Source organism: Pseudarthrobacter sp. B4EP4b (genome assembly GCF_006680095.1).
Lineage (GTDB): Bacteria > Actinomycetota > Actinomycetes > Actinomycetales > Micrococcaceae > Arthrobacter.
The window spans coordinates 66,267-76,502 of the sequence record NZ_VHIJ01000029.1 but is presented as its reverse complement, the minus strand read 5'-3'; the positions used below and the strand labels follow the sequence as shown (position 1 = coordinate 76,502).

Annotated in this window: 8 protein-coding genes and 1 tRNA gene; 6 read left to right on the top strand and 3 right to left on the bottom strand. The window is 65.4% G+C overall.

Annotation, left to right across the window (positions count from 1 at the left end; all coding sequences use genetic code 11):
• Nucleotides 1–90: 90 nt before the first annotated feature.
• Entirely contained in the window at nucleotides 91–1,917 is a 1,827-nt protein-coding gene (locus FNL14_RS10460) for a phosphoenolpyruvate carboxykinase (GTP) (protein ID WP_142059819.1), read from the bottom strand.
• A 277-nt stretch (nucleotides 1,918–2,194) separates the two neighbouring features.
• Here FNL14_RS10460 and FNL14_RS10455 point away from each other — a divergent pair.
• The 6 genes from FNL14_RS10455 (at nucleotide 2,195) to FNL14_RS10430 (ending at nucleotide 8,106) form a co-directional block, all read left to right on the top strand.
• Nucleotides 2,195–2,268 (top strand) — tRNA-Arg (locus FNL14_RS10455).
• A gap of 133 nt (nucleotides 2,269–2,401) precedes the next feature.
• A complete protein-coding gene (locus FNL14_RS10450) occupies nucleotides 2,402–3,856 on the top strand; it encodes an NAD(P)/FAD-dependent oxidoreductase (protein WP_142059816.1) in 1,455 nt (484 codons plus the stop codon).
• Between the two features lie 65 nt (nucleotides 3,857–3,921).
• Nucleotides 3,922–4,668: an ABC transporter ATP-binding protein gene (locus FNL14_RS10445; RefSeq protein ID WP_255470782.1), complete on the top strand. Its 747-nt coding sequence runs from the start codon at nucleotides 3,922–3,924 to the stop codon at nucleotides 4,666–4,668.
• On the top strand, nucleotides 4,665–6,701 hold the full coding sequence (locus FNL14_RS10440; protein WP_142059814.1) for a YhgE/Pip family protein: 2,037 nt from the start codon (nucleotides 4,665–4,667) through the stop codon (nucleotides 6,699–6,701). Before FNL14_RS10445 ends, FNL14_RS10440 begins: the two co-directional genes overlap by 4 nt.
• A complete protein-coding gene (locus FNL14_RS10435; RefSeq protein ID WP_091422158.1) occupies nucleotides 6,698–7,378 on the top strand; it encodes a TetR/AcrR family transcriptional regulator in 681 nt (226 codons plus the stop codon). Before FNL14_RS10440 ends, FNL14_RS10435 begins: the two co-directional genes overlap by 4 nt.
• A 17-nt stretch (nucleotides 7,379–7,395) precedes the next feature.
• Nucleotides 7,396–8,106, top strand: coding sequence for a hypothetical protein (locus FNL14_RS10430; RefSeq protein WP_142059812.1), 711 nt, complete (start codon nucleotides 7,396–7,398; stop codon nucleotides 8,104–8,106).
• A 6-nt stretch (nucleotides 8,107–8,112) separates the two neighbouring features.
• Here the strand turns inward: FNL14_RS10430 and FNL14_RS10425 are convergent, their stop codons facing one another.
• Together FNL14_RS10425 and FNL14_RS10420 are read right to left on the bottom strand one after the other, a co-directional pair.
• Nucleotides 8,113–8,640 carry a histidine phosphatase family protein gene (locus tag FNL14_RS10425; RefSeq protein WP_091422151.1) on the bottom strand — a complete coding sequence of 176 codons (528 nt, stop codon included), beginning with the start codon at nucleotides 8,638–8,640 and terminating at the stop codon, nucleotides 8,113–8,115.
• A gap of 354 nt (nucleotides 8,641–8,994) precedes the next feature.
• Nucleotides 8,995–9,861 carry a winged helix-turn-helix domain-containing protein gene (locus tag FNL14_RS10420; RefSeq protein ID WP_091422146.1) on the bottom strand — a complete coding sequence of 289 codons (867 nt, stop codon included), beginning with the start codon at nucleotides 9,859–9,861 and terminating at the stop codon, nucleotides 8,995–8,997.
• Nucleotides 9,862–10,236: the final 375 nt, after the last annotated feature.

The window sequence follows — 10,236 nt, the reverse complement described above, 5'->3', positions numbered from 1 at the left end:
GAGGTAGCGGGGAACGACGGCGGCCCCGCACCTTTGCTGGAAAGGTGCGGGGCCGCCGTCGATCTTAAGACGCCGTTGTACTTAAGAGGTTCAGCCCAGACGGGACTTCAGGCTCGTAAGCTCCGACTGGAGGGCATCCGGCAGGGAGCTGCCGAAGTTCGCGAACCATTCCTCGATGGAGGCAAGTTCGGCAGCCCATTCGATGGGGTCCACCTTGACGGCTTCCTCCACCTGGGCGGGGGTCATGTCCAGGCCTTCGAGGTCGATGGAGTCACCGGTAGGGACGAAGCCGATGGGCGTCTCCACGGCGTCAGCCTTGCCCTCGAGGCGCTCGATGGCCCACTTCAGGACGCGGGCGTTGTCGCCGAATCCGGGCCAGGCAAAGCCGCCCTCGGAGTTCCGGCGGAACCAGTTGACCAGGAAGATCTTGGGCAGCCGCTCGGGGTTGGCCTTGGCGGACAGGTTGACCCAGTGGTTCAGGTAGTCGCCTGCGTCGTAGCCGATGAAGGGCAGCATGGCCATCGGATCGCGGCGGACCACACCCACGGCACCGGCTGCGGCGGCAGTGGTTTCCGAGGACAGGGTGGCACCCATGAAGATGCCGTTGGACCAGCTGCGGGCCTCAGTGACCAGCGGGATGGTGGTCTTGCGGCGGCCGCCGAACAGGATCGCGGACAGCTCAACGCCGTTGGGGCTGTGGTACTCCTCGGCCAGCATGTCGATCTGGTCGATCGGGGTGCAGAAGCGGGAGTTCGGGTGCGCGGCGGGCTTGTCCGAATCCGACGTCCAGGAGTTGCCCTGCCAGTCGGTCAGGTGCGCGGGCACTTCCTCCGTCATGCCCTCCCACCAGACACCGCCGTCGTCGGTCAGTGCCACATTGGTGAAAATGCTGTTGCCCTTGGCGATGGCACGCATGGCGTTGGGGTTGGTGCCCCAGCCGGTTCCGGGAGCGACGCCGAAGAGGCCCGCTTCGGGGTTGACGGCACGGAGCTCGCCTTCCTTGCCGAACCGCATCCAGGTGATGTCGTCACCCAGGGTTTCGACCTTCCAGCCCTTGATGGTGGGGTCGAGCAGGGCAAGGTTGGTCTTGCCGCAGGCGGACGGGAAGGCAGCGGAGACGTAGTACGTCTTCTGTTCCGGCGAGGTGAGCTTGAGGATGAGCATGTGCTCGGCCAGCCAGCCCTCGTCGCGTGCCATGACGGAAGCGATGCGCAGGGCGTAGCACTTCTTGCCCAGGAGGGCGTTGCCGCCGTAGCCCGAGCCGAAGGACCAGATGGACCGCTCTTCGGGGAAGTGGACAATCCACTTGTCCGGGTTGCAGGGCCACGGGACGTCGGCCTGGCCGGCTTCCAGCGGCGCGCCCAGGGAGTGCAGGGCGGGAACGAAGAATGCGTTCGTTTCGGTGATGCGGTTCAGGACGTCGGTGCCGATGCGCGCCATGATCCGCATCGAGGCGACAACGTAGGCGCTGTCCGTGATCTCCACGCCGAACTTGGGGTCTTCCGCGTCAAGGTGGCCCATCACGAAGGGAATGACATACATGGTCCGGCCGCGCATGGAACCGGCGAACAGGCCACGGAGCTTTTCCTTCATCTGTGCCGGGGGCATCCAGTTGTTGGTGAAGCCGGCATCGTGCTCCTTCTCGGAGCAGATAAAGGTTTGTTCCTCCACACGCGCCACGTCCGCGGGATCGGAGAAGGCGGCAAAGGAGTTGGGGAAGAGGTCCTGGTTGAGCCGGGTCAGCGTTCCGGCGGCCACCAGTTCATCGGTGAGCCGGGTGTTCTCCTCTTCGGAGCCGTCCACCCAGTAGATACGGTCCGGCTGCGTAAGCTCAGCAACCTCCTCGACCCATGCCAGCAGACCGGCATGTGTAGTGGGTGCGTTATCAAGCAGCGGCTTCTGCGCCAGATCGCCCATTGCGGTTCCCTTCCTCGGGTTCATCGGTGTGTGCTAAATGCTATGGTCCGGACCACTGGAGTTTTTTGGACGTATGCTGACGTTTTGGGGCTCTTGAAAAGCACTTCCGCGCGAATTCAAGGAATTTGAGGCGGATTTGGAGTAATTAAGTGACGAAGGTCACCTATACCGGTCTAGTCGTGGAGATTACACGCGCTCCGATTTGGCATCGCGGCCAACCCTCGCGTAAAGTAATTCGAGGTTCAGGGAGAGCGGTTCTTCTCCAGGAACACGAGATGCGCCCATAGCTCAGCTGGATAGAGCGTCTGTCTACGGAACAGAAGGTCAGGGGTTCGAATCCCTTTGGGCGCACAGATAAAAGGTCCGCACCGGTTCGCCGGTGCGGACCTTTTGCTTTGCCCCGCCGCTCCCCGCTGCCTCCACGCGGCCTTGACGCTGCCTCCACGCGGCCTGCATTGTCGGATCCCCGGCGTAGGCTTTCCCCATGATGCCCGAGGCAGTACTGCGTGAGTTCGATGTTGTGGTGATCGGCGCCGGCGCCGTGGGGGAAAACGTGGCGGACCGGGTGGTCCAGGGCGGCCTCACAGCGGTGGTAGTGGAGGCGGAACTGGTGGGCGGCGAGTGCTCATACTGGGCCTGCATGCCGTCAAAGGCCTTGCTCCGTCCCGGCACAGCGCTCCATGGGGCCCAGACGTTACCGGGGGCCAAGGAAGCCGTCACCCGCACACTCGATGCTGCAGCCGTCCTCAAATACCGGGACTACATGACGTCCAACTGGCAGGATGAAGGCCAGGTGAAGTGGTTGGACGATACGGGCATTGAGCTCATCCGCGGCCACGCCTGGCTCACGGCGCCCAAATCAGTAGAGGTGGCGGGGCTGGACGGCAACTCCTACGAACTCCAGGCACGTCATGCGGTGGTGCTGGCCACCGGCTCCGCACCCAACACTCCCCCCATCAAGGGACTTCAGGACGTGCAGGTTTGGGGAACCCGGGAAGCTACCTCCGCCAAGGATGTTCCGGACCGCCTCGTAGTGCTCGGCGGCGGCGTCGCGGGCACAGAACTGGCGCAGGCCTTTGCCCGGCTCGGTTCCACGGTGACGCTGGTGGCGCGCAGCGGGCTGCTGAAGAACTTCCCGGCGGAGGCTGCGAGCCTTGTAGCAGCAGGGCTGCGTGCGGACGGCGTGGAGATCCGGCTCAACACGTCCACAGACAGCATCAGCGAGAACGACGACGGCACCTTCAGGCTCCAATTCGCCGACGGTTCCAGCGTGGCAGCGGACCAGGTCCTGATGGCAACGGGCCGCCATCCGGCCCTGGAAGGGCTGGGGCTGGAGAGTGTGGGCTTTGAGCCTGACGAAGCCGGCCACCTGAAGATCACCACTGATAATTCCGGACTGGTCGACGGGGCTCCCGGAGCCGAACCGTGGCTCTATGCCGTGGGTGATGCTGCCGGCAAGAACCTGTACACCCACCAGGGCAAGTACGAGGCCAGGGCCACCGGAGACGCCATCGCCGCTCGCGCCAAGGGGGAATTGTCCGGCGCCGCCGCGGACTGGAGCCGCTTCGCCCAGACCGCCAACGAGCACGCCGTACCCGGCGTTGTCTTCACCGACCCCGAACTCGCTGCCGTGGGCCGCACCCTGGAAGCTGCGCAGAAGGACGGCTACAACGCTTCCTCGGTGGAACTTCCCATCCAGGTGGCCGGATCCTCGCTGCATTCCGAAAACTATGGGGGCTGGGCCCAGCTGGTCATTGACGAGGACCGGAAGGTCCTGCTCGGAGCCACCTTCGCGGGGCCGGATGTAGCGGAGCTCCTGCACGCGGCAACCATTGCGGTGGTGGGCGGGGTGCCGCTGGACCGGCTGTGGCATGCCGTTCCTTCCTACCCCACCGTCAGCGAGGTCTGGCTGCGCCTGCTGGAAAAGTACGGGCTTTGAGTTATTTGAACTGACCGGTCAGTTTAGATACACTGGATGGAGCAACCGTCTGTGAAAGGCTTTCCTTGCTCTCAGCTCAACAGCTCCATGTCCGCGGCCGCCGCGACCCCCTGCTTCCGGAAACATCGCTCCATGTCCAAAGGGGCGAACTGGTCCTCGTTTCCGGGGAACGGCAGGACCAGCGCACCGCCCTGGCACTGGTACTCAGCGGACGGATGAAACCCACCGGCGGCAGCATCAGCTGGGACGGAAACGGTGGAACCAGGCGTGTGCGGATGGCCAGCGCTCTTGTCGATGCCCCCGGCGTCAATGAGCCCGAGCGCCACCTCAGCGTCCGTGACCTGGTGACCGAGGACCTGGCACTGATTCCCCGCCGCTACCGGGGCGCCCTGCTCAGCAACCCGTGGCTCAAAGTGAACAGCTTCGAGGACATCGCGGACCTGTGGATCGAGCAGCTGGACCCCTTGCGCAGGCTGGAACTCCTGGCGGCCCTGGCGCTGGCCAACCCGCACACTGACCTGCTGGTGGTCGACTCCCCCGACCGGCACACCGCAGACACCGCCAATTGGCTCCCCCGCCTTGAGCAGCTGGCGTCCGACGCCGGGAGGCCGCTGGCCGTTGTGGCCACCGTAGCCGCCCTGCCGCCGTCGTGGTCCGGCTCTTTCGCCAGCATTGGCAACGCGAAAACCCATGCAGGAGTGCTGCGGGAGGAAATCGTGGCGCCCGTAGAACCCCACAACACAAGCCACGCAGTGCCGGAGGACCACATGGCTGCCCGGGACATTGATTTCGAGATCGAGGATGCCAAGTGACTGTACTGCGGCTGGCCCGCTCAGAACTGAAGCGGATGACCGGGGGGCTGCTGCCCAAGCTGACCATCCTCGCCCTCACCATGGTTCCCCTGCTGTATGGCGCCGTATACCTCTACGCCAACTGGGATCCTTACGGCAACCTGGACCAGATCGACGCGGCCCTGGTGGTGGAGGACGCCGGCGCCACCGCCAGCGACGGCACCGGACTTCAGGCCGGCACGAAGGTGGCCGACAGCCTCGTGGAGGGCAATGTTTTCCATTGGATCCCGGTATCCAGCGGGCAGGAGGCCGATGCGGGAGTCAGCAGCGGCAAGTACGCCTTCGCGCTGAAAATTCCGGAGGACTTTTCCGCCCACCTCGTGTCCCCCGGCAGCTTTGATTCCGCCAGCCAGGCCATGCTGAACGTCACCACCAACGATGCCAACAACTACCTGCTGAGCACCATCGTGGACAAGCTGACCACGTCCGTGCACAGCACTGTAGCCGCAGACGTTGGCGAAGAGACCGCCAACCAGCTGCTCACCGGCTTTGGCACCATCCACACCCAGATGGTCAAAGCGGCAGACGGCGCAGGCCAGGTTGCCGACGGAGTCGCTGCCCTCCGGGACGGAACGGCCACCCTGCACGAGGGCACCACCGGCCTGGCCAGCGGGGCCGACGAGCTCTACGCGGGCCAGCTCAAGCTGCGCGACGGAGCCAACCAGCTGACCGACGGCGCAGGCCAGCTGAGCAGCGGGTTGTCCGTCCTCAAGGACAAGACGGCAACGTTGCCCAGCGACACGCAGACGCTGGCAGCCGGTGCCGCGCAGGTGGCCGCCGGAAACGCGCAGCTGAATACCAAGGTCCAGGACGTCGCAGCGCAGCTGGAGGCAGCTGACCAAGGCCTCCGCACCCGCGTGGTGGAGTCAAACAACAGACTCATTGCCTCCGGCGTACTCACCCAGGCCCAGGCGGACAGCATCCTGGCCGATTTCGACGCCGTGGCTGCCTCGAACCCGGTAACGGCCGCAAAGGCAAAGGTCCAAACGGACGCTGCCCAGATCCAGCAACTGGCGGACGGTTCCGAGGCCGTCAGCGTGGGCGCGGCCCAGCTTGCCGCAGCCACCCCGGCATTGAAGGAAGCCATAGGGCAGGCCTCAGGGGGCGCCGACCAGCTCCACACCGGGGCGGCAGCGCTGGCCACCGGCGAGCAGGCGGCCGTGGACGGCGCCGCCGCCTTGGACCAGGGCGCCCACAAGGTGGACGACGGCGCGGCACAGCTCGAACAGGGGGCGGGCACAGCCGCTGACGGCTCGAGGACCCTGGCGGACGAAATCGGCAAGGGTGCGGGGCAGGTTCCCAACCCTGACGATGAACAGAAGAGCAACCTGTCCCGGGTGATCGCGGATCCGGTGGCCGTCAGCAACGTGTCGCAGGCGAAGGCAGGATCCTACGGAGCCGGGCTGGCCCCCTTCTTCCTGACCCTTGCCCTGTGGATCGGCGTCTTTATGCTGGTCCAGGCCATGCGGCCGCTCACCCAGCGGGCGCTGGCCTCCAATGCCGGGTCGTGGAAGATCGCCCTGGGCGGCTGGCTGCCCTTCTTCGCGGTCTCCGTTGTGCAGGCCACCCTCCTCACCCTGGTGGTTAACCTCGCACTGGGCCTGCATGCCGCACACCCGGTCCTGATGTGGCTCTTTATGCTGGCGGCGGCCATGGCCTTCAGCGCCATCATCCAGGGAATCGTGGCCCTGCTCGGTTCCCCCGGAAAACTGGTGGTCCTGATCCTGCTGGTGCTGCAGCTGGTTTCCTCGGGGGGCACGTTCCCCTGGCAGACAACTCCGCAGCCACTGCACGTGGTGCATGAGATCCTGCCCATGGGCTACGTGGTGACCGGGATGCGGCATTTGATCTATGGCGCCGACCTGTCGATGATCCTCCCCACCGTCCTGGGCCTGCTGGGTTACACGGCATTGGGCCTGGCCATGTCCACGCTTGCAGTCCGAAAGGGCAAGTTCTGGACACTGAAGACGCTCCAACCGGAGATCGCGGTATGACTTCCATGCAGCCGGAGTCGGCGGCCCGGGAGGAAGCCGAACCGGGAGCTGCGAAAAAACTGCGTCCCGCCCGGACCACAGCCACCCGGCAGAAGCTCTTCGACGCCTCGATGGAACTGATCGGTGAGCGCGGGGCGGCGGGTGTGACGGTTGATGAAATTGCCGCAGCGGCAGGCGTTTCCAAGGGAACGGTCTACTACAACTTCGGCAGCAAATCGGACCTCATCGCCCAGCTGCTGCGGCACGGCGTCGATATCCTCAAAGGCCGCCTGCTGGGCGCGCCGGAAGAGGCGGATACAGCGGCTGGCGATCCGCTACTGGCCATGGAAGCCATGATTGGCCAGGCCATGGACTTCATGGCGGAATACCCTTCCTTCGCCCGCCTGTGGGTCAGCGAGAACTGGCGGACGCCCAGCGAATGGCAGGGAACCTTCACCCTCCTGCGCGCTGAGCTCCTGCAGGTCATCGGCGAGGCAGTGGAAAGGGTGGCCAGGGTCTACCCGGTCGATCCATCAGTCTCGCGTGGCAGCCTGGAGACAGCCATCTTTGGCGCCTGCTTTGTGGTGGGGCTGGACCGGCAGACGTACAACCCGGAACGGACCCGTGACCAAAGCGTTGCGGCAATCATGGCCATCATGCGCGGCTACGTGCTGAGGGAGACCCCGCCTCGGGGATGATGGTGCATATGCGTCATATGGGGAACAGCGGAAAGTTTGCGGTCATCTGTGGCCTCGTGGCTGCGGGGCTCCTGGTCCTGACAGGCATGACGCTGGCCGAGCCTGTTTTCCTGGCATTCCTTGGAATGCTGGCCCTGGCCTACCTTGCCTGCATCATGGAGGTCCTCCGGCGGCGGCGGTACGTGATGCTGGCGATCGCCGGCCTGTCCACGAGCCTGGCTCTTGCGGGGTCGCTAGCTTTCCTGAGCACGTGGGAGCTGGCGTTCACCGATGAATCTTCGATTTTTGGTACCCCGCTTCCCACGGACGACCCCGACAACTACTTCTTCCTGGCCGCCCTCTCGCTCGTGACGGCCCTTGCCGCACTCTTCCTCGGCGCGGCGTGGCCGGGACGCCATCGTCCGCCCGGGCGGGCTGCTTCCGCGCGGGCCTCGTCCCGGCCCGCAAACGGTGCGCGCGGACAGGCGCCTGCCCGGCGCCAGGGCGCGCCAGGAACAGCGCCGCCACGCACCTCCTCCGCGGGACGCACCCCGGTGCGGCAGCCGACGTCGTCCGCCCGGCAGGTGCCCCAGAGACAAAGCGCCGCTAGGCAGAGTGCCACGCGGCAGAGTTCCACGCGGCAGGGTTCCACTCGGCTGGGCGCGGGCGGTCAGAGTGCTGGTCGTCAGAGTGCGGCGCGGCAGGGATCTGTGCCGCAGCCGCCGCGGCGTCCTGCCCCGAAGAAGTAACCGTCCTCAGTGCGCCCGCGGCACCTTGAATTTTGTGATCCGCGCGTCCTGGCCGTCCAGCTCCGCCCACGATTTCTCGGTTTCGAGGACGGTGAGCGCGCTGGTGGGGAACCTTGTGGCGGCGTCCATGTAGGCGTCGTGATCGGAGTCGCGTGAGGCCAGGTGCATGGCAAGGTCCTGCACGCCAGGCAGGTGCGCGATCAGCATCAGTGTGGTGACAGTGTCCGGTACATGATTGACCACGGTGAGCATGCGGAGCGCAGAAGCCGCATACAGCCCGTCCTCAAGTTTGGGCGTGGGCGCCTTGTCCCCCAGCTCGGAGCATACCCAGGTGCAGGTTTGCCGGGTGCGGAGGGCGCTGGAGCACAGGATGAAGTCGGGAACGATGTTGTGCTTGAGCAGCCAGCGCCCGGCCAGCGGTGCCTCACGATGGCCCCGTTCTTCCAGGGGGCGCTCGTGGTCAGCAACCCCGCCCGGCCAGTCCGCCTTTGCATGGCGCATAATCACAAGGCGTCGAAGATGGTGCTCACTCATGGCCCAAGCCTATAGCCAGCAAAACCAGCCCCGGCCCATCCAAACAAGCGTCACGCCAAGCACGCATTCGGCAGCCAAGGCGAGCAAGATCCGCACCGCATCAGGCCTCAGCCAAGATCGGCCCTCAAAAGCATGCTCGTGGTGACACACGACCAGCCTTAAACCAGCCGCCGAGGCCTAATGCTCGGAGAGTCTGGGTGAACGCCAAAGGCGGCACATCCCGAAAGCGCCGTTGTCGCTGGGCCCACGCCGCCCGGGTTCCCTGGCCGAGCTTGCGAGGCGAGGGAGGCGGTGGGGCGGGACGAGCGCAGGCGCAGAGGGATCGTGCCGCCTTAAGGCGTGAGAACAGGAGTCCTAGATCGAGTATTCCGGAGCGGCCCAGACAACAACCTCGGGGTGCTCGTAGAACCGGTAGCCCTGGCCGCGGACGGTGCGCACGGTGTTGGCGAGACGGCCAAGCTTGGAGCGGAGGCGGCGGATGTGGACGTCGATGGTGCGCTCGTTGGGCACTTCTTCGGCGTTGCGCCACAGTCCTTCAAGCAGCTCGTCGCGCCCGACGGTGCGGGTGCCGTTCTCCACGAGGTAGTTCAGGAGCTCGAACTCTTTGAAGGTCAGGTTCAGGGATTCGCCGTCGAGGTGTACTTCGCGGCGGGCAAGGTCGATCAGGACGCCGGAGGGGCGCGGTTCCTGCGGCTGCTGCGGCCGGGGGGTTTCGGTGCGCTGCCGGGTGTTGACGGTGGGGTCACCGAAGGTGGAACGGACGACGTCGAGCGCTGAGCCGGGCGTTCCGGCGGGGGCCACTGCAACCGCGGCGTAGCTCTCGGCACCGGACACCAGGGACTGGGCGTAGGCGCGGATCTCTTGGGCGAGCTTGGCGATGGAGGTACCTGCGGCGGCCGCGGTTTCCTCGTCGATGCCCATGTAGAGGACGAAGCCGCGGGCAACATTGTCGTTGGCGACCGGACGGACCGTGTTGGGTCCGGCCACGACGGGCGTGGGAGCGGTCACCGGCGCGGACTCGGCCGGGGTTACTGCGCGGAGCTGGCCGTAAGAGTTGGGGTTGTAGCCCTGGGGTGCGTAGCCAGAGGCGGGGAAGCTGCTTCCGGGAGCTGAGGGTGCGAGCGATGGGCGCGGGGCGAAGCCGGGGCGGAGGCCGGAGGGCTGGCCGGCCTTGGCGGCGTTACGGACAGAAATGTGGACGTATCCGGATGCAACTGACATGGATGCTTACCTCAATGTGAATGGCCGTCATCACGGCTCGAATGCTGGGTTCCCCGCACTGAAAACTGGGGAGGGACGCCCGACGCTGGGCTGGGGGGCGAATGCCTGGAGAACTTCGAGGGGTGGGAAGGTCAGGCGTACATTCGACAACAGCGCATGTCGGCAGCAGCGGATGTGCTGGGCCAATAGTCTGCGGCTGCAGGTGCTGTTGAGTTCTTGTTCACAATGAGAGTGTGCAGCGTAACAATGCTAACTTGCAAGTAACAATGGACCGATCAGTCCGCATTATGAGACAAAATCCGCCTTTGTGGTGTAGATCACGATTCTGGCGTGCTGGCAGAACGTCATTCATTATCCAGCTCCCGGTCCCCCAGC

What these genes read in the sequence shown, in the direction of transcription:
- FNL14_RS10460 (WP_142059819.1), bottom strand. Translation starts at nt 1,917, where the DNA reads ATGGGCGATCTGGCGCAGAAGCCGCTGCTTGATAACGCACCCACTACA.
- FNL14_RS10450 (WP_142059816.1), top strand. Translation starts at nt 2,402, where the DNA reads ATGATGCCCGAGGCAGTACTGCGTGAGTTCGATGTTGTGGTGATCGGC.
- FNL14_RS10435 (WP_091422158.1), top strand. Translation starts at nt 6,698, where the DNA reads ATGACTTCCATGCAGCCGGAGTCGGCGGCCCGGGAGGAAGCCGAACCG.
- FNL14_RS10430 (WP_142059812.1), top strand. Translation starts at nt 7,396, where the DNA reads ATGGGGAACAGCGGAAAGTTTGCGGTCATCTGTGGCCTCGTGGCTGCG.
- FNL14_RS10425 (WP_091422151.1), bottom strand. Translation starts at nt 8,640, where the DNA reads ATGAGTGAGCACCATCTTCGACGCCTTGTGATTATGCGCCATGCAAAG.
- FNL14_RS10420 (WP_091422146.1), bottom strand. Translation starts at nt 9,861, where the DNA reads ATGTCAGTTGCATCCGGATACGTCCACATTTCTGTCCGTAACGCCGCC.